This window comes from Tolumonas lignilytica, from assembly GCF_000527035.1.
In the GTDB taxonomy this organism is placed as follows: domain Bacteria; phylum Pseudomonadota; class Gammaproteobacteria; order Enterobacterales; family Aeromonadaceae; genus Tolumonas; species Tolumonas lignilytica.
This window is the reverse complement of sequence record NZ_AZUK01000001.1, coordinates 2,923,463-2,946,581: the sequence shown is the minus strand read 5'-3', so window position 1 is coordinate 2,946,581 and position 23,119 is coordinate 2,923,463. Positions and strand designations below refer to the sequence as shown.

Here is a 23,119-nt window from a genome sequence, read left to right as displayed (position 1 = left end):
TTAACCTCCGGCAATGGCGCGGAAGAGATCCACGTCGTCATGATCTGAAAGAAAAATAGTGGCCCACTGGCTGCAAGGGATAACCTGTTGGTTCAACGCCACTGCCACACCGGCCTTCAATTGATCTTGTGCAGCCAGTAACGCTTCAAGACTGCAGGACGCCTCAAGCTGTACCAGCTCGCCATTTAAGCGGATTTGCATGTCGGGAACTCCGATTCGGAAAATGATGTTGAGGAGAGTGATTGGCAGACGGAACAGGCAGGATCAGGTTGGGTTTGTAACCGTTGCCATTGTAGTGTTCGACCATCAAAACGCTGCAACACACCGGTTGGCCGAGGTAAATTGCAGAGTAGCTGCAGAGTCAATAACGCCTGTGCCGCCCCCAACATCCCGACTATCGGGCCAACGATGCCAGCGGTACTGCAATTCAGGCCCGGTTCCGTTGATGACGGAAACAGGCAGTGATAACAGACAGAATGCTGTTCCGGCTCGCAGAGCAGCAATTGACCATCCCAGCCGGTAGCGGCTGCCGTGATCAAGGGCTTACAGGCCGCCACACAGGCTGCATTGACACGCTGGCGGGTTAGCATGTTATCCGAGCAGTCCAATACGGCATCGACCTGCGGCACAATACTGGCGAGCAATGATTCATCCACAGCCGGCAGAACATGACACTGAACTGCCGGATTCAACGCCTTCAGATGGGTCGCGGCTGCCTTGGTCTTGCTCTGATGGCGATCCGCCGTACGGTAGAGCACTTGTCGTTGCAGGTTGCTGCTATCCACCTTATCACCATCGGCCAACCAGAGTTGCCCGACACCCGCAGCCGCCAGATAGAGCGAAGCCGGTGAACCCAGCCCGCCTAACCCAACGATCAATACTTTGCTTTTTTTCAGTCTGGCCTGCCCTGCTTCGCCGATTTCCGGCAGCAGGATCTGTCGTCCATAGCGCAGGAACTCTTCATCGGTCAGCAGTTCAGGCATCGGAGGCGCCTCTGCTGCTAACACCTTCCACATGCTGAAGCAGCCGTTTGGTTGCCTGCTCGGGATCTGCCGCCTTGGTAATGGCGCTGACCAGCGCCACACTACCGACACCGGTCGCCAGTACATCGGCGATGCGCTCTTCTGAAATACCGCCAATTGCTACCGTCGGGATTGGACCAGACTGTGCAACCGCTGCTGCCAGATTAATCAAGCCTTGAGGCTGAGATGGCATCTCTTTAGTTTGTGTCGGGAAGATGTGCCCTAGGGCTACGTAAGAGGGCTGTAAGGCCAATGCATCTGCCAGTTCAACGGAGTCATGCGTGGAAATACCCAATCGCAGACCAGCGCTACGTAATGCATCTAGATCAGCCGTCTGAATATCTTCCTGCCCGAGATGCACACCATAGGCTCGATGCTTGATAGCCAGTTGCCAGTAATCATTGATAAACAGGCGGGCCTGATAACGGCGCCCCAGTTCAATGGCCTGCATGATCTGCTGTTCCAGATCAGCAGCCTGCGGATCTTTGATCCGCAGTTGCAGCGTAGTGACGCCCCACTCCAGCAAGCGGGCAATCCACTCCACCGAATCCACCACCGGATAAAGCCCTAATCGGTGATCGGTCTTCGCAAAAGCGGCTACGCCTTCCATCACTCTACCTCTTTGGCCAGATAGAGTTCGCCGCCCAGTTCACGGAACGTGGCAGCTTGTTGTTCCATGCCTTGTTTGACATCATCGAAGGCTCCTTCGCTATCGAGCTGACGTACTTCCTGACTGATCTTCATGGAACAGAATTTAGGACCACACATCGAACAGAAATGCGCAACTTTGCCCGATTCCTGCGGCAGATCTTCGTCGTGATACGCACGGGCGGTATCCGGGTCTAACGCCAGATTGAACTGATCTTCCCAGCGGAATTCAAAACGTGCTTTCGACATGGCATTGTCACGGATCTGCGCACCCGGATGTCCCTTCGCCAGATCAGCGGCATGCGCTGCGATCTTGTACGCCATCAAGCCCTGCTTTACATCTTCTTTATTGGGTAACCCGAGATGCTCTTTCGGAGTCACATAGCAAAGCATCGCACATCCAAACCAGCCGATCATGGCCGCGCCGATACCAGAGGTGAAATGGTCATAGCCCGGTGCGATATCGGTGGTTAGCGGGCCTAAGGTATAGAACGGGGCGCCGTGACAATGCTTGAGCTGCTCATCCATGTTTTCTTTAATCAGATGCATCGGCACATGGCCCGGCCCTTCAATCATGACCTGAACATCATATTCCCACGCAACTTGCGTCAATTCACCCAAGGTTCTCAATTCAGAAAATTGTGCTTCGTCATTAGCATCAGCAATTGAACCTGGACGCAAGCCATCCCCTAATGACAGTGCCACGTCATATTGTGCGCAGATCTCACAAATTTCGCGGAAATGCGTGTAGAGGAAGTTTTCCTGATGATGCGCCAGACACCATTTGGCAATGATAGAACCGCCACGGGAAACAATCCCGGTGACACGTTTGGCCGTCAGCGGAACATAACGCAACAACAGACCCGCATGGATGGTGAAATAATCGACGCCCTGTTCAGCCTGTTCGATCAGCGTATCACGCATCACTTCCCAGCTCAGATCTTCTGCAATACCGTTCACTTTTTCCAATGCCTGATACATCGGAACCGTGCCGATAGGCACCGGGCTGTTACGCAGGATCCACTCACGTGTCGCATGGATATGACGACCAGTAGAGAGATCCATCACTGTATCTGCCCCCCAACGAGTAGACCAGATCAGTTTTTCCACTTCTTCTTCAATACTGGAACTGATAGACGAGTTACCGATATTGGAGTTGATTTTAACAAGGAAGTTACGGCCAATGATCATCGGCTCACTTTCCGGGTGATTGATATTAGACGGAATAATGGCGCGTCCTTCTGCGACTTCCTGACGGACAAATTCCGCCGTGATCCCTTTTTCACCCTCTTGCAAACGACGCTGGTTTTCACGTACCGCAATATATTCCATTTCCGGTGTGATGATGCCTTTACGCGCATAATGCAGCTGACTGACACACTGGCCAGCTTTGGCTTTGCGGATCTGGGCCTTCACTTTCATTTGCGGAACTAACTGCAGTTGTTCTGCCTGTGCGCGGGTAAATGCCGAAGTAGGCTCCAATACCTCTTCGGTATCATTACGTTCCAAGATCCAGTTCTGACGGATGGGTTTCAAACCTACCGTAACATCGACCAACTGCTCAGGATCGCCATAAGCTCCGGAGGTGTCATACACCAACACCGGTGCATTTTCTTCATAAATTGGAGCTTGCTTTGTACCACCTACTAAAGAGGGTGACAGATGAATTCGACGCATCGGCACACGGATATCAGGGCGTGGGCCTTCCAGATATTCGCGGTCTGAATTCGGAAACGTCTGTGCCGCCAGCGTAGATAAATATTCTTTTGCGGAATCACGACGTTCACGTGCAGTTAGATTTTTCGACATAGCAAGCTCACCTTAAATAGATTTCGGATGGCTTGCCGGAAGTGGCGTTGAGAGGAGTTTTGCGGCAAAAGATCGTTTAGATCTGACGAGGAATTATTCCTGAGCGCAACTCTTGTTCCCTTCGCAGGTTTTAGCCTGATCAGGTTCAACGGATCCCGAATCAACGGTCTCAGCCCAAAGGGCACTCCGACAAGTGGCTGCTAGTATGAAACGAGGAATCAAGAATGGCAACAATCAGATAACAATTGATGATTATTGCCACCGAAGAATGATTGATTTAGCGGGGAACAAACACCCGATGCTGGAAATAAAAACCGTCATCAAATAGCGGGGATTCGTACCGAACCTCGACTTCTTTCACGATTGGCCAAAGTTTGTGTTCAGTGGCATTGATCACCGCAAAACGGTATGGCATATCCCCAATTTTGCCTTCTCGCGATTCACCCGTTTTACCAGAAACAGTGATGCTACGGCCTTTCGCATACAACACAGGGTCTAATAGCTGAGGAAATACCGCGATGAAACGTCCGGGAGATTGTTCTGATTGCTGCGGCACCCCATTATAACCGAGCGGCAGATAGACGATTTCAACTTCGGTGCCTGAGGCCAGATTACGGGTTGCAGCGATCACCCCACTCCATTTGACCAACCAGCCTTGCGGGTTATTGGGCTGCGCCATTTGCGTAAATTGCTGGCGGATCAAGACTGAATCGTCTGCATAATAACCGGTATTATTATTGGCACAAGCGGTCAAAAACATGACCACAAAGCATGCAATCCATTTCATGTGTCAGTCTCAGATAGAAAGAAAATCAGGCATACATATCGACACGAACCATCTGCTCAATCTGAGCACGGCGATCCTGAAAGGCGATATCCTTGTAAGCATAGATAGCCCGACTTTGTTTCGGGCTGGGTTGATCATAGGTGAGTTTTTCGGCAGCCTCTTCGGCACCATCGGCAAACAACACTGTATCGGAAGTCGTTTTGCCGGATTGCTCTGTCGTTTCCTCGCTGGCACGATCTTTCCCCGGATAGATAATGCTATCCGGTCGGTTTAATCCAGTGATCGAAAGATTGGCAGCAGCAATATTCATAGAAAACGGACTTTGTTATTCCTGTTTACTAATTATTCACGACCTGGCAATTTTTTCCAAGTCACCTTATCACGTAAATATACAGGTGTAGCCAGAGACGGATCACAATACTCACCTGCTTCAAAGGCGGCAACGGCTTGTGGCAGCATGTCCTGAGCCCAGGGCAGATTCAATTCGACCTGATTTTCAGTCGGGATCAATCCCAATTTTGCTGCTAATTCAGTATAGCTGGTGAACCCGGTTCCCACTGCAGAGCCACCCGCTATTTTTGTTGCCACCGGATTCAGCCATTCCGGTGCTTGTTCCGGCAAAATCACCGCTTCATCAAGCAGGGGTTGCATCCGACCGTCTTGCATCATAAAAGCGCCAAGGTAGATTTCATTCATCCGAGCATCAATGGCGGCAACGACATTTTCGGTGTGCAGACGACGGTACATTCCCTGCGCCAGCATCTGTAAAGTGGAAATACCGATAAGGGGGACATCTGCGCCATATGCCAAGCCTTGCGCGGCACCAATACCAATCCGCACGCCGGTGAAGGAGCCAGGCCCCCGGCCAAAGGCAATCGCATCCAGTTCATTCAATGAGGCTCCAGCCTGTACCAATAATTCATTGACCATCGGCAAAATGAGTCGGGTATGAGCCTGTGGGGCAACTTGTTCGCGGGTTAATACAGCACCGTTCCATAATAAGGCTGCAGAACAAGCTTCTGTGGCTGTATCAATCGCCAGAATTTTCATCAGTAATCGTCTCTTCTTGTAATAAGGCTTCCGGCTCTAAAACCGGCGGGGTCCAAAATTCTGCTAAACGGGCCAAATCCCGACACCGCGGGATCGGCGGCAAGCTTTTCAGAAATGCGGCACCATAAGGTTTATTGACCAAACGAGGGTCACAGAGGATCAGAATACCACGATCCTGATAATCACGGATCAATCGACCGACCCCCTGTTTTAATACAATGACCGCTTCCGGCAATTGCAACTGCTGGAATGGATCGCCGCCCTGCATACGGCAATCCTCCATACGGGCTTTCAGTAGCGGCTCGTCGGGCGAGGTAAAGGGCAGCTTATCGATGATGACACAAGACAATGCCGCTCCTCGCACATCAACCCCCTCCCAGAATGAAGAAGTTGCCACCAGCACGGCATGTCCGTCAGCGACAAAATCAGCCAGAATGCGCTGTTTGTTGTCATCTCCCTGCACCAGAACTGTTCGATCTAATTTATCGCGTAATACCTGTGCTATCTGATTAACACTGTGATAACTGGTACAAAGGAAAAAACAGCCTCCCGGTACATTTTCTATGACCGGCAGCAAGCGTTCTGCCAGCTGAGTGGCTCGTTGATATACCGAGGTATCGGGCAGATTTCGCGGCACACACAACAGTGATTGATGCTCATAATCGAACGGGCTGTCCAGCAGGCAGGTATCGGCGTCTGTAACGCCCATCCGCTCAGAAAAATAATTAAATTCTTCACCGACCGTCAAGGTCGCGGAGGTGAAAATCCAACTGCAACCAACTCGCATCACCTCCTGTGCAAACCGCTCAGCGATGGACAGTGGCGTAACATTTAACGTGAAATGCCGTTTAGTCGTCTCATACCAATAGGCAGCCCCCACTTCGGTTATGGCCGTGACATGATCCATCGTGGTCATAAAACCAGCCAGACGCTCAAAGCAGTTATTGATTTGCTCGCCTCGTCCTAATGCCAGTTTGCAAACGTCATAACAGAATTTGATCGATTCTTTCAGGCGTTGCAGTTCACGCTGCATTTGCGGTTGTGCCAAAACATCCCGTAAATTGCCTCGGGAAGGATCAACGCCAAAAGCCAGTCGCATAGCCTGACAATCCTGCACCAGCCGATCGGCGGCCTTTCCGAGTTGTGCCATGTCTTTCGCTTCCAACCGGTATGCCAATCGCAACTCGTCAGCAACATCACTGAGCTGACGGCTAGACAGTGACTCACCAAAATACTGACTGGCGATATCCGGCAATTGATGGGCCTCATCGAAAATATAGACATCAGCTTCTGGCAGCAGCTCACCGAAACCGGTGTCTTTCACAGACATATCGGCAAAGAACAGATGGTGATTGATGACCACCACTTGCGCATCCAGGGCCTTGCGGCGAGCCTTCACCAGAAAACAGTTTTCATAATCCGGACATTCACGCCCCAGACAATTATCATTCGTGCTGGTCACGAAAGGCAAAATAGGCGCCTGTTCCTGTAAACCGGGAATATCAGCGACATCACCACTGATCGTCCGGTTCTTGAATTGCCGGACTTTGGGTAAATCCGCAAAGACATCGGCAGCCAGAAAGTGCATCTCTTGTTCCAGCAAGGCAAGCCGGTAAGTACAAAGGTAATTGGCACGGCCTTTCAACTGCGCGACCGGTTTAGTGTATTGCATTGCCAGCAACAAGGTGGGCAGGTCGCGCTCATACAGCTGATCCTGCAGCGCTTTCGAGCCGGTACTGATGATGACCCGCTTGCCGCTATCCAGTGCAGGAACAAGATATGCAAAAGTTTTTCCTGTTCCGGTTCCGGCTTCGACCAGCAAACGCCCGGCAGTATTTATTGCTTTGCTGACCGCATCGGCCATATGAACCTGTGCTTCCCGCGGTGCAAAGCCGGGAATTGTCTTTGCAAGCAGGCCTTTTTCAGCAAAATAATCGATATTCAACAGAGGATTCCGGCACGAAATAGTGATGTAACAATTATATGGGAATTACATATGTGACAGGAATAACAACTCGAACAATCGACAAGATTCTGCAGAGGACATTCGGTCAACATCGTGAGAATCTTTCTTTGCGCGCGCATTACATGACACAAATAATGAACTAGAGTAGTTTACTGTATATTTTGTGGCCAAGACTTAATTGTTTAAAGAGGTAATCGCTATGGTGAATCCTATGGAAAAGCCGCTATTTGCATTGGACAAGGATGAGTTCAAACAGGAGATCGTTCACCATCTTCGTACAACACTGGGCACAAGTGAAAAGAAAGCCAGCAAACAAGCATGGTGGATGGCAACCTGTGCGACCATCAATCAAATGTTATTTGAGCGCCTGACCGACACGCAACAAACCCATCTCAAAAAAGACACCCGCGCCGTTCACTATTTTTCAGCTGAATTCTTAATGGGGCGACTGACCGCCAACAACCTGCACAACCTCGGCCTTTATAAGATCTGTGAAGATGCACTGCAGGATCTCGGATTGGAATTAGCCGATCTGTGCGAACACGAACCCGATATGGCACTGGGTAATGGTGGTTTGGGACGCTTAGCTGCCTGTTTCATTGATTCTCTGGCAACGCTGGGCTATCCGGCACTCGGATACGGCCTGCATTACGAACATGGTTTGTTCCGTCAGGAAATCCGTGACGGCCGCCAGGTTGAACGTCCTGACTCCTGGCGCGAATATGGCAACCCTTGGGAAATCTGCCGTCCGGAATCGGTGCAGGAAATTCCCCTGTACGGTTATGTCGAAACAGTGTTCAGTGAAGATTGTCAGGTTCGTAAAGTCTGGCATCCGGGCCGAGTGATCAAAGGTGTGCCTTGGGATATTCCTATTGTTGGTTTCGGTGCCGAGACGGTCAACATTCTGCGCTTGTGGGAATCACGCGCTTCACATTTCTTTGACTGGGATGTCTTTAACCACGGTGGTTACGTCGATTCGCAGAAAGAAAAAGCCGAAGCCGAAACCATCTCTAAAGTGTTATATCCCAACGATGAAACTGAAGCGGGTAAAGAACTGCGCCTGGTTCAGCAGTATTTCTTCTGCGCCTGCTCGCTGAAAGACATCATGCGTCGTTACAAACGCACGCATACTGATTTCAAAGACTTCGCCGCACAAATTGCAGTGCAACTGAATGACACCCATCCAACGGTGGCAATTCCGGAATTGATGCGTGAACTGATCGATGACGAAGGTCTGGAGTGGGAAGCGGCTTGGGATATCTGTTCTAAGGTTTTCTCTTACACCAACCATACGTTATTGCCAGAAGCGCTGGAAACCTGGCCGGTTTATCTGTTTGAGAAAGTGTTACCTCGTCATCTGGAAATCATTTATGAAATCAACGCTCATTTCCTGAAAAACGAAGTGGAAGCGAAATGGCCAAACAACAATGACATCAAACGCAAACTGTCGATTATTGATGAAGGCAATCCACGTCGCGTACGTATGGCTAACCTGTGCGTGATCACATCACACAAAGTCAATGGTGTTGCAGAAATCCATTCCAAATTGGTGAAAGAAGATCTGTTCCCAGAATTTAGTGAACTCTGGCCGGATAAATTCTGCAATGTGACCAATGGTGTCACTCCGCGCCGCTGGTTACTCTCCTGTAATCAGGAATTGGCGGATCTGTTCACCGAAACGGTCGGTACAGAATGGCCATTGAATCTGGATGTGCTGCGCGAATTGAACCAATATGCTGATGATCCGGTATTCCAGAAAAAATTCATGGATATCAAACTGCACAACAAGCAGAAACTGGTGAAAGTAATCAAAGCAGAAACCGGTATTGATGTCAGTGCAGAAGCCATCTTCGATATTCAAATCAAACGTCTGCATGAATACAAACGCCAACAACTCAACCTGCTGCATATTCTGGTGTTGTATCGTCGTCTGCTGCTGAACCCTGAGTATGACATGCACCCACGTGTATTCATTTTCGGTTCTAAAGCGGCCCCGGGTTACCGAGTTGCAAAAGACATCATCTATGCGATCAACAAAGTTGGCGAACGCATTAATGCTGACCCTCGCATCAAAGGAAAACTGAAAGTTGTGTTTATGCCGAACTACCGTGTCAGCCTGGCAGAAAAACTGATCCCGGCGGCTGATGTATCGGAACAGATCTCAACTGCAGGCTATGAGGCCTCAGGTACTGGTAACATGAAGCTGGCCATGAATGGTGCGATTACCATCGGTACACTGGATGGTGCCAACATCGAAATTGCAGAAGAAGTCGGTAACGATAATTGTGTGATTTTCGGGTTGAATGTTGATCAGGTCAAAGAACTGAAATCGCACGGTTATAATCCTTGGGATTATTACTATGCAAATTCGGAAATTAAATCGGCGTTAGACTGGCTGGATACCGACTATTTCACGCCAGGACACCCGGGTGAACTGCAGTCGATCAAAAAAGCCCTGCTCGACTGGGGTGACACTTACCTGACGTTAGCCGATTTTGCCTCTTATGATGAAGCGCATAAACGCATCGATACCTTGTACCGAGATAAAGCAGGCTGGGCCAAAATGGCGATCATTAATGCAGCATCGGTGGGCAAATTCAACTCTGACCGTTCCATTGAAGATTATGTCAGTCAAATCTGGCACCTAGAGAAATGTGATATCTCATAATCTTCATAGCGTGCACCAAACTTTACCACGCTTACCTAAAGCCACCGTTATCTCGGTGGCTTTTTTCTATGCCAAAGAAAAAGAATAATCACTGAGCAAATTACCTCTGCGATGCGTAGATAACCGAGTGACGTTAAATTTTTGTATATTTTTTGACATCAAACACACAGAGTGGCACAACATTAGCTATAGAAATACAGAGAACAGGATCTTTCGCCAGATACTCGACATACGTGTTAGCAACTGCTGGATTTATTGAGACTTTCTGACACTTTTGCCGAAATGTCGTCTAGGCTTACAAATGAAACAGATGCATGTAGCCCCATGAATAAATGGGACTCATCTCAGTATGGGGGAAAAGCTATGGGTATTTTTGATCATTATCAGCGCCGTTACGAAGCTGCCAGGGAAGAGGAATACACGCTTCAGGAATTTCTGGAGATGTGCCGCTCTGACCGCTCCTGTTATGCATCTGCCTCCGAGCGCCTGTTATTGGCTATCGGTGAACCAGAAATGATCGACACCGCGCTGGAACCACGTTTAAGCCGGATTTTCTCTAATCGCATTATTCCGCGTTATCCGGCTTTTAAAGACGACTTTTACGGCATGGAAGAAGCCATTGAACAGATTGTGGCTTATCTGAAGCATGCGGCTCAAGGTCTGGAAGAAAAGAAACAGATCCTCTATCTGCTCGGCCCTGTCGGGGGTGGTAAATCCTCTCTGGCAGAAAAACTCAAAGCACTGATGCAGAAAATACCGATTTACCGAATCAAAGGTTCACCGGTTAATGACCATCCATTTTGCCTGTTTGATCTCAATGAAGACGGCAAAATTCTGGAACAGGAATATGGTATTCCTGCGCGTTATCTGCGAAAAATCATGTCGCCTTGGGTAGCTAAACGCCTGCATGAATTTGGTGGCGACATCAGCAAATTCCGGGTCGAAAAAGTTTACCCTTCGATCTTGGATCAGATTGCGATTGCCAAAACTGAACCAGGCGATGAAAACAATCAGGATATCTCCTCACTGGTCGGTAAGGTCGACATTCGTAAACTGGAACACTTCGCTCAGAATGATGCCGATGCCTATGCCTACTCCGGTTCCTTATGTCTCGCCAATCAGGGGCTGATGGAATTTGTCGAGATGTTCAAAGCACCGATTAAGGTGTTGCATCCATTGTTGACGGCTACACAGGAAGGCAACTATAACGGTACCGAAGGTCTCTCTGCCCTGCCGTTTGAAGGTATCATCCTTGCGCACTCAAACGAGTCCGAATGGCAGCAATTCCGAAACAACAAGAATAATGAGGCGTTTCTTGACCGTGTTTATATTGTCAAAGTGCCTTATTGCCTGCGTGTTTCTGAAGAAATGCACATTTATGAAAAACTGCTGACGCACAGTGAGCTGTCTCAGGCGAAATGTGCCCCCGGTACCTTGGAATATCTGGCGCAATTCAGCGTATTGTCTCGTCTGAGAGAACCTGAAAACTCCAGCATCTATTCTAAAATGCGAGTCTATAACGGTGAAAGCCTGAAAGACACCGATCCAAAAGCCAAGTCTTATCAGGAATATCGCGATTATGCCGGTATCGATGAAGGGATGTCAGGGCTCTCGACCCGCTTTGCCTTCAAGATCCTCTCGCGCGTGTTCAACTTTGATCATACTGAAGTGGCGGCCAATCCGGTTCACCTCTTTTATGTGCTGGAACAGCAGATTGAGCGTGAACAATTCCCGCAGGAAATACATGACCGTTATCTGGAATTCATTAAAGGTTTTCTGGTACCGCGTTATGTTGAATTCATCGGGAAGGAAATACAGACTGCCTATCTGGAATCTTATTCCGAATACGGTCAGAACATTTTCGATCGCTATGTCACCTATGCAGACTTCTGGATTCAGGATCAGGAATACCGTGATCCTGAGACCGGCCAGTTATTCGATCGCAGCTCGCTGAACAGTGAACTGGAAAAGATCGAAAAACCAGCCGGGATCAGCAATCCGAAAGATTTCCGTAACGAGATAGTCAACTTCGTGCTGCGTGCTCGGGCAAACAATGCCGGACGCAACCCGAACTGGACCAGTTACGAAAAACTGCGCACCGTGATCGAGAAAAAAATGTTCTCGAATACCGAAGACTTGCTGCCGGTGATCTCTTTCAATGCAAAAACATCTGCCGATGAGATGAAGAAACACGAAAACTTTGTCGAACGGATGATGGAAAAAGGATATACCCGCAAGCAAGTTCGCCTGCTCTCCGAGTGGTATCTGCGAGTTCGCAAATCCACTTAGTGGATGAGGAGATCAATATTATGGTCCATTTCATTGATCGACGATTGAATGGTAAAAATAAAAGTGCGGTGAACCGGCAACGGTTCATCCGCCGCTATAAATCGCAGATCAAAAAAGCGGTTTCTGATGCTGTGGCAAAACGCAGCATTCAGGATATAGAAAATGGCGAAAGCATCAGCATTCCGACGAAAGACATTGCCGAACCCGTTTTCCATCAGGGAAAAGGGGGGCGTAAAGAGATGGTACACCCCGGTAATGATCGTTTTGTGACCGGTGAACATATTGATCGGCCAGAAAACAATGGTGGTCAGGGTGGCGGCGGCAGCGGTGATGCGAGCGATAAAGGAGAAGGCGACGACGATTTCATCTTTGAAATATCTAAGGATGAATATCTGGATCTGCTATTTGACGATCTGGAACTCCCTAATATGGAGAAAAACCAGATCAGCAAATTGGTAGAAACGAAAAATGTGCGGGCCGGTTACACCGCCAATGGTGTACCGACCAACATCAATATTGTCCGATCGCTGCAAAACTCACTGGCGCGCAGAGTCGCCATGCAGACCGGAAAAAAACGTCAGTTAGCCGAATTAGAGGAACAACTCGCGGCGTTGGGCAATGATGAAGAGAATGCCAGTGAGCGCCTGCTGCTGGAAAAAGAGATTGCGGAACTGAAACGCCGCATCGAAGCTGTACCATTCATCGACACCTTTGATCTTCGTTTCAACAACTTCGTGAAACGCCCCGTTCCTTCTAGTCAGGCCGTCATGTTCTGCCTGATGGACGTTTCAGGTTCCATGGATCAACCGACCAAGGATATGGCAAAACGCTTTTATATCCTGCTTTATCTGTTCCTCACCCGTACCTATAAAAATGTCGAGGTTGTTTTTATTCGTCATCACACTCAGGCCAAAGAGGTCAACGAACACGACTTCTTCTACTCACAAGAGACGGGCGGCACCATCGTCTCCAGCGCCCTCGAATTAATGAGCGATATCATGCACAGCCGTTATCCAGCCAGTGAATGGAACATTTATGCGGCTCAGGCTTCTGACGGCGACAACTGGGCAGATGATTCACCACACTGCCGAAAGATACTGGAACAGCAGATCATGCCGTGGGTACGCTATTTCTCATATATAGAAATCACCACCCGTGCCCATCAGAGCTTATGGTTTCAGTATGAGGAACTCGCCAAACAGTTCCCTCATTTTGCTATGGAGAATATTCGCAAGCAGGAAGATATCTATCCGGTATTCCGCGAACTCTTTAAGAAACAGGCCGCCTGACCAGGAGGGAGCATGAGCGAAATCAGCAGAACAGCCCTGCCCGACGGGCCGGACTGGACATTTGAATTACTGGATGTTTACCAGAAAGAGATTGACCGAGTAGCCAAACACTACCGGCTCAGTACTTATCCTAATCAGATTGAAATCATCACTGCCGAGCAGATGATGGACGCCTATTCCAGCGTTGGTATGCCTATTGGCTATCATCACTGGTCGTTCGGTAAAAAATTTATTTCCACAGAGCAGCACTACAAACGAGGCCAGATGGGGTTGGCCTATGAAATCGTTATCAACTCCGATCCCTGCATCGCTTATCTGATGGAGGAAAACAGCATCACCATGCAAGCATTGGTCATGGCACATGCCTGTTATGGTCACAATTCTTTCTTTAAAAACAACTACCTGTTCAAAACATGGACTGATGCCAGCTCCATTATTGATTACTTGGTCTTTGCCCGACACTACATCACGCACTGCGAAGAAAAGTATGGTATTGATGAAGTCGAGTCGTTATTAGATGCTTGCCATGCCTTGATGAATTACGGTGTGGATCGTTACAAACGCCCGCAGAAACTCTCATTATCTGAAGAGCGTCGCCGCCAGAAACGACGGGAAGAATACCTGCAAAGCCAGGTAAACGAGCTTTGGAGAACCTTACCCAAACGGCGTCAGCAAGAAGATGATGCTTTACTGGGGCAGCGCTACCCTGTCGAACCGGAAGAAAATATTCTCTATTTTCTGGAAAAAAATGCGCCGATTCTGGAACTGTGGCAACGGGAAATCATTCGGATAGTCAGAAAAATAAGCCAGTATTTTTACCCACAGAAACAGACACAAGTCATGAACGAAGGTTGGGCAACATTCTGGCACTACACCATCCTGAATCATTTGTATGACGAAGGAAAAGTGTCGGACCGGTTTATGCTGGAGTTCTTGCATAATCATACGAATGTGGTGGCGCAACCGCCGTATAACAGCCCTTATTATTCGGGGATCAACCCTTACGCATTGGGTTTCGCCATGTTTCAGGATTTGCGTCGCATTTGCGAAAACCCGACCGATGAGGATCGCGCCTGGTTCCCGGATTATGCAGGCAGTAACTGGCTGGATACGCTGCACTACGCCATGGAAAACTTTAAAGATGAGAGTTTTATCAGCCAGTTTTTAAGCCCCAAAGTCATGCGGGATTTCCATTTATTTGCGATCGAAGATGACGATAAAAAAGATTTTATTGAAGTTTCCGCCATCCATAATGAGGAGGGATACCGGAAATTACGGCAGAAACTATCCGCACAATATAATCTGGGTGAGCATGAACCGAATATTCAGGTTTATAACGTGAATTTGAGGGGGGATCGGGCGTTAACCTTACGTTATTACGCCAATAACCGGATACCTTTAGCCGATTCAGCGCAAGAAGTAATGAAACACCTGCATTACATCTGGAAATTTGACGTGATATTAGAGCAAGAAAATCCAGATGGGCAGGTACTGCAAATTGCCACTTCCAAGAAAACCGTATAAGTAACCAACAACCGTTCAGAGTGAGCCTCTATCACTGTGAACGGTTGTGTCATGTCACACTCTGAGCTAACTCCATATCTACGCTATAGTTTTTAACTATGCTTATCTTGAATACCTTATTCCAGGCCCCATTTTAAAATTATCATTTCCTGAACAAGGTGCGTGATATGAGCAATGAGCAAGAACATGTAACCATCGAAGAGCATGCCAAAACCGGGTTGATTCTGGCCGGTCAGGAAAGGCCGCCACAACTCCATATCATCCCCATTCAAGGCCGGCCTTTTCTGCCTGCACAAATTTTACCGGTACAGATCCAGGCTAATCCTTGGGGTAAAACTATCGAACGGGTCGCTAGAACCACACACAAAATGGTCGCGCTCTTCCGAATTCCAGATGATGTGCCTGATGTGACCATGATAAAGGATGTTGTGCCCAAAACCGGTTGTGCGGTTCGCATTCTTCAGGCCAGCAGTGGTGAAGGCGAAATCCAGTTTGTTGCTGAAGGGGTGCAGCGGGTTGAAATTACCAACTGGCTCACCGACAAACCACCCTATCTGGCTGAAGTCCGATACATGGAACTCAGCAAGGAAGACGAGTCAGACACCGAACTGAAAGCGTACGCGATGGCACTGATCGGTGCCCTGAAAGAACTGCTGCCGATCAACCCGCTTTACAGTGAAGAGTTGAAACAGTACATGAACCGGTTCAGTCCAAATGATCCGGCCCCGCTCGCCGATCTGGCTGCCGCAATTACCTCCGCCACACCGGATGAATTACAGGAAATTCTGGATACGTCAGCCTTGATCCCTCGGATGAAAAAATCGCTGGCCATCCTTAAAAAAGAAATTGAAGTCGCCAAACTGCAAACGCAGATCCGGGAGGAGGTCAATAAAACCATCAGTGAACGGCAGCGCGAGTTTTTCCTGCATGAACAACTTAAGGTGATCCAAAAAGAATTAGGGTTGGAAAAAGACGATAAAACCGCCGAAGTTGATAGCTTTAAAGAGCGGATGAAAGACAAAAAAGTGCCTGAGGCAACACAGGCCCGATTTGAGGAGGAATTAAAAAAATTACAGGTTCTTGAAACAGGTTCCCCCGAATATGCCGTTACCCGCAACTATCTGGATTGGATCAGCCAGGTTCCATGGGGCGTTGAAAAGAAACACAGTATCGATCTGAAAAAAGCACGGAAAATTCTCGATGCCGACCATGACGGGTTGGCGGATGTCAAAGATCGCATTATCGAATTTCTCGCCGTCGGTGCTTATAAAAATGCCATCAGCGGTGCCATCATGCTACTTGTCGGCCCGCCCGGTGTCGGGAAAACCTCGATCGGGCGCTCTATTGCGAATAGCCTAGGTCTGCCTTTTTTCCGATTCAGCGTGGGTGGTATGCGTGATGAAGCTGAGATCAAAGGTCACCGCCGTACCTATATTGGTGCGATGCCGGGCAAGATCGTACAGGCTCTCAAAGAGTGTCAGGTCATGAACCCGGTGATCATGCTGGATGAAATCGATAAGATCGGTGCCAGTCATCAGGGCGACCCCGCGTCTGCTCTGCTGGAAACGTTAGATCCCGAACAGAACATCAACTTCCTCGACCACTATCTTGATTTGCGGCTCGACCTCTCAAAATGTCTGTTTATTTGTACGGCCAATACACTTGATTCGATTCCGGCACCCCTATTGGATCGAATGGACACGATCCGTTTATCTGGGTATCTGGCAGATGAAAAACTGGCGATTGCCCGTCATCATCTCTGGCCTCGGCAGTTGGAACGAGCTGGTGTTCCTAAGGGTAAATTACGCATTACAGATGGTGCCATTCGCGGCATTATCGATGGGTATGCCCGTGAAGCCGGGGTGCGTAATCTTGAAAAACAACTGGCAAAAATTGTGCGTAAATCGGTGGTAGAACTATTGAGCGAAGGCGAGAAAGAGATCAACGTCAAGGCCAGTAGTCTGGAACATTACTTGGGCAGTGCCCCCTTCCGGAAAGAGAAAATGCTTAGTGGCATCGGTATTGTTACGGGGTTAGCCTGGACATCGCTAGGGGGCGCCACCTTACCGGTTGAAGCCAGCGTCATCCACCAACAAGGTCGGGGGATTAAACTGACAGGACAGCTGGGTGATGTCATGAAAGAATCGGCCGAACTTGCCTACAGTTTTGTCGGCAGCCATTTAAATGAACTGAATGCGAAGCCCGAGTTTTATGACAAAGCCGCGATTCACCTGCATGTTCCTGAAGGGGCAACCCCGAAAGACGGGCCCAGCGCCGGGGTGACCATGGCCAGTGCCCTGCTCTCATTGGCATTGAATCGTGCCCCTGTTAAGGGATATGCCATGACCGGTGAATTAACCTTAACCGGGCATGTGTTAGCCATTGGTGGCGTACGGGAGAAAGTTATCGCAGCCAAACGACTCGGTATTCACCAAATTATTGTGCCGGAAGCCAACCGGGGGGATGTCGAAGAACTCCCTGATTATGTCAAAGAAGGAATGAGTTTCCATTTTGCCAGTCATTACCGAGATGTTGCCAAACTGCTTTTTCCTCCCCTGTAGTAACACAAAGCAGTGACGATTTCGTCACTGCTTTTCTTTGTCTGTCCTTTCAATTTTGCGCGATGTGCCTCACAAAAATCGTAACCATTTATCTTCGTTTCTGATTTCTCATCTATTGTTAATAACAGTACCGTAACAGGTGTGTAATTTTTTTGCTTATTTTTTGAACTTACCGAAAAAATCGCTGTCCAACTACTTGGTACTTACTGCAAAAGGAGCAAGGCCATGCAAAGAGTTGACTATACCCGGATCAGATCCCACGTATTCGAAACCCTCGAGGGCTATAACTCACCCTACCAGGAAGCCAAAAAAATGTGTGTGCAAAGCGGCTATCCATTCGGTATTCGGGAGGAGCAGATGGTATCAAACGCCATCAGTGAATTTCATGGCTGGCGGGAAAACATTCCTGAGATTTGAGCCGGAATAACTATTTTTAATGGCCCGTGAAACGGGCTTTTTTATGGGTGCCGTGTAACGGCCTATTCTTACCAAATGAACCACTTACATCGCCTCCGTTAATCCGCAGATCTTCTATACTTCAAATCAAAGCCATTTATTCTGAATTTCCAATGACATCCCGCAAACTCTCTGCCGGTCACTGCCGCCAGCTAGGGGCAACACCTGAAGCTCATGGTACCAACTTTGCCATCTGGGGACGGCTGGCGAAATCGATGGAGTTGTTGCTATTCAGCTCCGAGAAAGATGAGAATCCCGAAGTCATTACACTGTCGGAGGAAATCTATCGCTCCGGCTATTACTGGCATATTCATGTCGGCGGCGTGTCTGCAGGACAGATTTATGCCTGGCGGGTCAAGGAGGTGCTGATTGACTTGCCGGGAAACCGTTTCGACCCCGAAAAAGTGCTGCTCGACCCTTATGGGCGTCGCATCCTGCTGGGCGATTGCTATAACCGACAGAGTTCAGCCCTGCCTGGTTCCAACCTGCACTGTTGCGCTAAAAATGTGGTGGTTGACCTGAGACATTATGACTGGGAAGAGGACAATTTTCCGCGTCATCCCCTTTCTCGGTCTGTGATTTATGAAATGCATGTCGCCGGATTCACCAAAGACCCGTCATCGAATCTGCCAGATTATCTGCAGGGGACTTATGCCGGTGTCATCAAGAAAATTCCCTACCTGCAGGAGCTGGGTATTACTGCTGTCGAATTGCTGCCAGTGTTTCAGTTTGATCCGCAGGATGCTCGACCTGGGAAAAGTAATTATTGGGGTTACAGCCCGATGGGCTTTTTCGCTCCGCACGGAGAGTATGCGGCTGACGGCTCACATCTTGGTGTGCTTAATGAATTCCGGGATATGGTAAAAGCACTGCATAAAGCCAACATTGAAGTCATTCTGGATGTGGTTTACAACCACACGGCAGAAGGCGGCGATGACGGGCCGGTGATCTGCTTTCGCGGCGTTGATAATGATGCGTTTTATACGCTGGATGAAAACTATCACAGCACCAATTATTCCGGTTGCGGTAACACACTCGACGCCTCACATCCGATGACCAAAAAGATGATCACCGACAGTCTGAAATTCTGGCGCGAAGAGATGCATGTGGATGGTTTCCGTTTTGATCTGGCGGCTATTTTGTCGCGTGATGGCTTTGGTCAGCCGATGAGCGATCCGCCAACCATTCGCACCATTGATGGCGACTATTCGCTGGCTGATACCAAGTTATTTGCCGAAGCCTGGGATGCCGGTGGTCTCTATCTGGTCGGAAAAATGGCCGGTGATCGCTGGCGTGAATGGAATGGTCTTTTCCGTGATGATGTGCGTCGCTTCATCAAAGGAGATGAAGGTATGGTCTCGGCGTTTGCTACCCGCCTGATTGGTAGCCCGGATATTTACCATCTTCAGTTTTCTGATCCATATAAAAGCCTCAATTTTATTACCTGCCATGATGGCTTCACTTTGTGGGATCTGGTCAGTTATGACCAAAAACACAATGAGGCGAATGGGGAAGATAATCGTGACGGCAGTAATGATAACTACAGTTGGAATCATGGCGTTGAAGGCCCAACTGATGATCCGGCTATTCTCACGCTGCGGCTACGACAAGCCAAAAATTTCTTTGTCGTCAATCTGATGTCTGTCGGAACCCCCATGATCCAGATGGGCGATGAGACACTCAGAACACAACAAGGCAATAATAATGTCTACTGCCAGGACAACTCGATCAGTTGGTTTAACTGGCAACCCACGCACCACGGACGGGAAATGCTACGTTTTGTTACTGAGATGCTGCGTTACCGCTCCGTTCTGAAAGAAGAACCACGTTTCTTTTTTTCGCTAGGGCAAGCACTGGAAAGCGCTCGAGTCGATTGGCATGGCGTTCAGCCTTTTCAGCCTGACTGGGGCCCTAATTCGCAAACACTAGGATTAACGGCTTATGATGCCCGATATGACATCGATGTGTATGCGTTTTTTAACTCCTGGTGGAAACCCTTGGTGCTGAATCTTCCGCCACCGCCCAACAACCCCAATGGGCACTGGAAGAGAGTCTGCGATACCGGACTGGAACCACCGAATGATATTACTCCGCTTGGCTGTGAATATGCCGAACTGCCCGATCTCAGTTATACCGTGCAACCTCGCTCGGTCATTGTTTTGATTTGTCGCAGCCTGAAAGAGAAAGACCATACCTAAACAGGTTCATTCAAAAAAACCGGCTTCATGACGAAGCCGGAAACACCCTACTACAAGAAATAAATGAGCAGGAAAATTAGTGCACAGATGACGTATCTACCGCTTTTGTTGGCCTTGGCGCCAACCAGATGACAAAAGCTGCGACACAAAAAATCACCGCAATCGCCATAAAGATCTGGTTGGTGGCCACCATGACGCTCTGTCCTTGTAACAACCAATCCAGCGAACCTCGGATCTGACCCATCGACATACCGCTGTTGAGCATGGCTTGAGAGGCATGGGCTCCACGATCTGTTAATCCGGCCAACTCAGAATGAACATAACGCGACTGATTCTCCCAGGTGGTGTTCACCATTGAAGTCGCGAATGCACCAGACAGAGTTCGGATGAAATTCATCAGGCCTGCCGCTGAATCCATTTCCCGGTCCAGCACACAGCCCAGTGCGATCCCGGTTAAGGGTACAAAGAACAACGGCATCCCCATGCCCTGAAAAAACATGGGATAACTGATCTGAAAGAAGGTCATATTCATATCGGCATGGCTGCGAAATAATGTCCAGCTCCCCAGCCAGAGCACCCCCAGAAATACCAGCGGACGTGGGTCCATTTTCGTCGTCAGATTGGCAATTAAAGGTGCCAGAAACACCGCCAATACCCCCATCATCGCCGTCGAATAACCCGCAATCGTGGCGGTATATCCCATATAGATCTGTAACCATAACGGTGTCAGCACGGTAATGCCAAAAAAGGCACCAAATCCCAGTGACAGCGTCAGCATGCTGGTTGAAAAACCGCGATGACGAAACACCTTCAGATCAACGACCGGATTGCGCTCCGTCAGTTCCCAGATCAGGAATGAGATGAAACCAATGACCGCAATGATGGCTAAGGTCACTATCCGGGTCGATTCAAACCAGTCGTGATCCTTGCCTTCATCCAGCATGATCTGCAATGCGGCAACCCAGACCACCAGCAATGCTAATCCGACCATATCAATCCGCGATTTATTGGTCTGTGTTTCAAAACCTTGCAACATCTTCCAGCACATCAGGCCGGCAATAATCGCAAAGGGGGTTTTGCAGATGAAGATATAAGGCCAGCTGTATTGATCACAGAGAATGCCACCGAGGATTGGCCCCATGATCGGTGCCACCAGCGTCGTCATACTCCAGATGCCGATTGCCGCATGACTTTTATCTTTCGGGAAGATACGCATCATCAGTGTCTGCGATAGCGGCATCAACGGCCCACCGGAAAATCCGAGAAACACACGGAACAGCACTAACATGTTCATGCTGGTTGCCATGCCGCACAGCGTCGAGAAAATCCCGAACATGATGAGGCAAGTAACAAACACGCGCAGTGCGCCAAAACGGGACGACAACCAGCCCGTCAGCGGTACAGATATAGCCTCTGCCACCGCATACGACGTAATGACATAAGTCCCTTGACTGGTTGAGGTTCCCAAACTTCCGGCGATATTCGAAACAGAAACGTTAGCAATTGTGGTGTCCAGAATGGCCAGAAAGTTAGCCATTGCCAGACAGATGGCACCGATCGCCAGTGCCCCACCGGATAATGGTTGCGGGAAGTTCCCCTGCGATGACTGACTCATCTCGACCCGCCTTAGCCCTGATGAGCAGATGATGAACCTGCATTTTCAGCGACGGCATTATGTGTTTCAGCTTTTGAGGTATCAATAGTGGCTTCCATTGATAAGCCAACCTGCAGGGGGCGTTCCGTCAGTTCATGCTTATTCAGTGTGATCCGTACCGGAAGGCGCTGTACAACCTTGATCCAGTTACCGGTCGCATTTTGGGCCGGAATCATTGAGAAGGCTGAACCCGTGCCACCTGATAAGCCACTCACCACGCCGTGATAAACAACCTTATCGCCGTAGAGGTCTGCGGTTACCTCTACTGGCTGCCCAATTTTCACCTGACGAAGTTCAACCTCTTTGAAATTGGCATCGACATGCACATTCTGCAACGGCACCACACTCAGCAATGGTGCACCGACCTGAATCCGTTGGCCAACCTGAACTTGGCGTTTGGCAATGACACCCTCTACCGGAGCCTTAATCACAGTTCGGTCCAGATCAACTTTTGCTTGTTCAAAACGGGCTTTCGCCAGCATCACTTCCGGGTTGGTCTCCACCGTCGTATCAACAATCTGTGCTGCATTCGCTTTTTTCGAACCGATGGTTGATAAACGGTTGGCTACCGCCTGGGCGGCACCGGCCTTGGCGGCATTCAGATTGGCTTCTGCCAGCAACATCTGATTCTTGGCATTCGTCAGCTCTTCACCCGACACGGAACCCGATTTAACTAACGCTGCACGCCGTTTCAAGTCAACCTGCGCTTTGCTGAAATCAGCCTGTGCGGCTGCCAGTTTGGCCTGTGCCTGTTTTTCATCGGCCTCACGCGCCTTAACCTGCGCCGCCAGCCCTTCATCATTGGCCAGATAACTGCGTACCCGCCGCTTCGCCATGCCTAAATCTGCTTCGGCCTGGGCCAGCGCCAGTCTGGCATCGGTGTCATCCAACCGGACCAGCACATCCCCTTTCTTCACATGCTGGGTATCGACCACATTCACGGCCTGAACAATTCCGCCTACCGCCGGGGTGACTTCAGCGACTTCGGCTGCGGTATAAGCATTATCCGTAGTCACATAACGGGAACCGATAAAATAGTAGTAAGCTCCATATCCAGCAGCAGCGATGGCAATCGCAACGGCGAGACCAACAAATCCTTTTTTACGTGAAGCTGCCGCACGAGGAGCATCAAAATCATCCCCTAACTGATCAACCGTCGCATCAATATTCATCTGAGACATAATTTAATTTCCTGACA

16 protein-coding genes, 1 pseudogene and 1 riboswitch are annotated in these 23,119 nt (G+C 49.1%); of the genes and pseudogenes, 7 read left to right on the top strand and 10 right to left on the bottom strand.

Annotated elements, in window-relative coordinates; all coding sequences use genetic code 11:
- From thiS to H027_RS0113700, 8 genes and pseudogenes are all read right to left on the bottom strand, one after another.
- Positions 1-201, bottom strand: a complete 201-nt coding sequence (thiS, locus tag H027_RS0113735) for a sulfur carrier protein ThiS (RefSeq protein WP_024873032.1) — start codon at positions 199-201, stop codon at positions 1-3.
- The gene (locus H027_RS0113730) at positions 186-983 is read right to left on the bottom strand and encodes a HesA/MoeB/ThiF family protein (RefSeq protein WP_202593444.1); all 798 of its coding nucleotides are present in this window, start codon (positions 981-983) and stop codon (positions 186-188) included. Before H027_RS0113730 ends, thiS begins: the two co-directional genes overlap by 16 nt.
- Positions 976-1,614: pseudogene (gene thiE / locus H027_RS0113725) on the bottom strand (thiamine phosphate synthase); the annotation flags it as partial. The gene H027_RS0113730 and the pseudogene thiE, both read right to left, overlap by 8 nt.
- Before the next feature lie 17 nt (positions 1,615-1,631).
- Entirely contained in the window at positions 1,632-3,479 is a 1,848-nt protein-coding gene (gene thiC / locus H027_RS0113720; RefSeq protein ID WP_024873029.1) for a phosphomethylpyrimidine synthase ThiC, read from the bottom strand.
- 99 nt (positions 3,480-3,578) lie between these two features.
- Positions 3,579-3,678: riboswitch (TPP riboswitch) on the bottom strand.
- 78 nt (positions 3,679-3,756) lie between these two features.
- Complete coding sequence (locus tag H027_RS17910) at positions 3,757-4,266, bottom strand: Slp family lipoprotein (protein WP_024873028.1); 510 nt, start codon at positions 4,264-4,266, stop codon at positions 3,757-3,759.
- A gap of 25 nt (positions 4,267-4,291) precedes the next feature.
- Positions 4,292-4,576 (bottom strand): hypothetical protein, encoded by a 285-nt coding sequence (locus H027_RS0113710; RefSeq protein ID WP_024873027.1) that lies wholly within the window; start codon positions 4,574-4,576, stop codon positions 4,292-4,294.
- A gap of 32 nt (positions 4,577-4,608) precedes the next feature.
- Positions 4,609-5,316 carry a tRNA (adenosine(37)-N6)-threonylcarbamoyltransferase complex dimerization subunit type 1 TsaB gene (gene tsaB, locus H027_RS0113705; protein WP_024873026.1) on the bottom strand — a complete coding sequence of 236 codons (708 nt, stop codon included), beginning with the start codon at positions 5,314-5,316 and terminating at the stop codon, positions 4,609-4,611.
- Entirely contained in the window at positions 5,297-7,261 is a 1,965-nt protein-coding gene (locus tag H027_RS0113700; RefSeq protein ID WP_024873025.1) for a DNA repair helicase YoaA, read from the bottom strand. Before H027_RS0113700 ends, tsaB begins: the two co-directional genes overlap by 20 nt.
- 232 nt (positions 7,262-7,493) lie before the next feature.
- Here H027_RS0113700 and H027_RS0113695 point away from each other — a divergent pair, with 232 nt between their 5' ends.
- The 7 genes from H027_RS0113695 (at position 7,494) to H027_RS0113665 (ending at position 20,267) form a co-directional block, all read left to right on the top strand.
- Positions 7,494-9,950: a glycogen/starch/alpha-glucan phosphorylase gene (locus tag H027_RS0113695; protein WP_237657955.1), complete on the top strand. Its 2,457-nt coding sequence runs from the start codon at positions 7,494-7,496 to the stop codon at positions 9,948-9,950.
- A gap of 363 nt (positions 9,951-10,313) precedes the next feature.
- Positions 10,314-12,239 (top strand): PrkA family serine protein kinase, encoded by a 1,926-nt coding sequence (locus H027_RS0113690; RefSeq protein WP_024873023.1) that lies wholly within the window; start codon positions 10,314-10,316, stop codon positions 12,237-12,239.
- 20 nt (positions 12,240-12,259) lie between these two features.
- Positions 12,260-13,528 (top strand): YeaH/YhbH family protein, encoded by a 1,269-nt coding sequence (locus H027_RS0113685; protein WP_024873022.1) that lies wholly within the window; start codon positions 12,260-12,262, stop codon positions 13,526-13,528.
- A 12-nt stretch (positions 13,529-13,540) separates the two neighbouring features.
- Positions 13,541-15,052, top strand: coding sequence for a SpoVR family protein (locus tag H027_RS0113680; protein WP_024873021.1), 1,512 nt, complete (start codon positions 13,541-13,543; stop codon positions 15,050-15,052).
- Between the two features lie 167 nt (positions 15,053-15,219).
- On the top strand, positions 15,220-17,613 hold the full coding sequence (gene lon, locus H027_RS0113675) for an endopeptidase La (RefSeq protein ID WP_024873020.1): 2,394 nt from the start codon (positions 15,220-15,222) through the stop codon (positions 17,611-17,613).
- Between the two features lie 225 nt (positions 17,614-17,838).
- A complete protein-coding gene (locus tag H027_RS0113670; protein WP_024873019.1) occupies positions 17,839-18,030 on the top strand; it encodes a hypothetical protein in 192 nt (63 codons plus the stop codon).
- A 152-nt stretch (positions 18,031-18,182) separates the two neighbouring features.
- A complete protein-coding gene (locus H027_RS0113665) occupies positions 18,183-20,267 on the top strand; it encodes a glycogen debranching protein (protein WP_024873018.1) in 2,085 nt (694 codons plus the stop codon).
- 76 nt (positions 20,268-20,343) lie between these two features.
- Here H027_RS0113665 and H027_RS0113660 read toward each other — a convergent pair whose 3' ends face one another.
- Both H027_RS0113660 and H027_RS0113655 read right to left on the bottom strand, forming a co-directional pair.
- Positions 20,344-21,882, bottom strand: coding sequence for a DHA2 family efflux MFS transporter permease subunit (locus H027_RS0113660; RefSeq protein WP_024873017.1), 1,539 nt, complete (start codon positions 21,880-21,882; stop codon positions 20,344-20,346).
- Positions 21,883-21,893: 11 nt separating this feature from the next.
- On the bottom strand, positions 21,894-23,102 hold the full coding sequence (locus H027_RS0113655) for an HlyD family secretion protein (RefSeq protein WP_024873016.1): 1,209 nt from the start codon (positions 23,100-23,102) through the stop codon (positions 21,894-21,896).
- Between the last annotated feature and the right edge of the window lie 17 nt (positions 23,103-23,119).

Bases quoted from the DNA above. Each gene is read 5' to 3' on its own strand.
- thiS (WP_024873032.1), bottom strand. From the start codon at position 201: ATGCAAATCCGCTTAAATGGCGAGCTGGTACAGCTTGAGGCGTCCTGC.
- H027_RS0113730 (WP_202593444.1), bottom strand. From the start codon at position 983: ATGCCTGAACTGCTGACCGATGAAGAGTTCCTGCGCTATGGACGACAG.
- thiC (WP_024873029.1), bottom strand. From the start codon at position 3,479: ATGTCGAAAAATCTAACTGCACGTGAACGTCGTGATTCCGCAAAAGAA.
- H027_RS17910 (WP_024873028.1), bottom strand. From the start codon at position 4,266: ATGAAATGGATTGCATGCTTTGTGGTCATGTTTTTGACCGCTTGTGCC.
- H027_RS0113710 (WP_024873027.1), bottom strand. From the start codon at position 4,576: ATGAATATTGCTGCTGCCAATCTTTCGATCACTGGATTAAACCGACCG.
- tsaB (WP_024873026.1), bottom strand. From the start codon at position 5,316: ATGAAAATTCTGGCGATTGATACAGCCACAGAAGCTTGTTCTGCAGCC.
- H027_RS0113695 (WP_237657955.1), top strand. From the start codon at position 7,494: ATGGAAAAGCCGCTATTTGCATTGGACAAGGATGAGTTCAAACAGGAG.
- H027_RS0113690 (WP_024873023.1), top strand. From the start codon at position 10,314: ATGGGTATTTTTGATCATTATCAGCGCCGTTACGAAGCTGCCAGGGAA.
- H027_RS0113685 (WP_024873022.1), top strand. From the start codon at position 12,260: ATGGTCCATTTCATTGATCGACGATTGAATGGTAAAAATAAAAGTGCG.
- H027_RS0113680 (WP_024873021.1), top strand. From the start codon at position 13,541: ATGAGCGAAATCAGCAGAACAGCCCTGCCCGACGGGCCGGACTGGACA.
- lon (WP_024873020.1), top strand. From the start codon at position 15,220: ATGAGCAATGAGCAAGAACATGTAACCATCGAAGAGCATGCCAAAACC.
- H027_RS0113670 (WP_024873019.1), top strand. From the start codon at position 17,839: ATGCAAAGAGTTGACTATACCCGGATCAGATCCCACGTATTCGAAACC.
- H027_RS0113665 (WP_024873018.1), top strand. From the start codon at position 18,183: ATGACATCCCGCAAACTCTCTGCCGGTCACTGCCGCCAGCTAGGGGCA.
- H027_RS0113660 (WP_024873017.1), bottom strand. From the start codon at position 21,882: ATGAGTCAGTCATCGCAGGGGAACTTCCCGCAACCATTATCCGGTGGG.
- H027_RS0113655 (WP_024873016.1), bottom strand. From the start codon at position 23,102: ATGTCTCAGATGAATATTGATGCGACGGTTGATCAGTTAGGGGATGAT.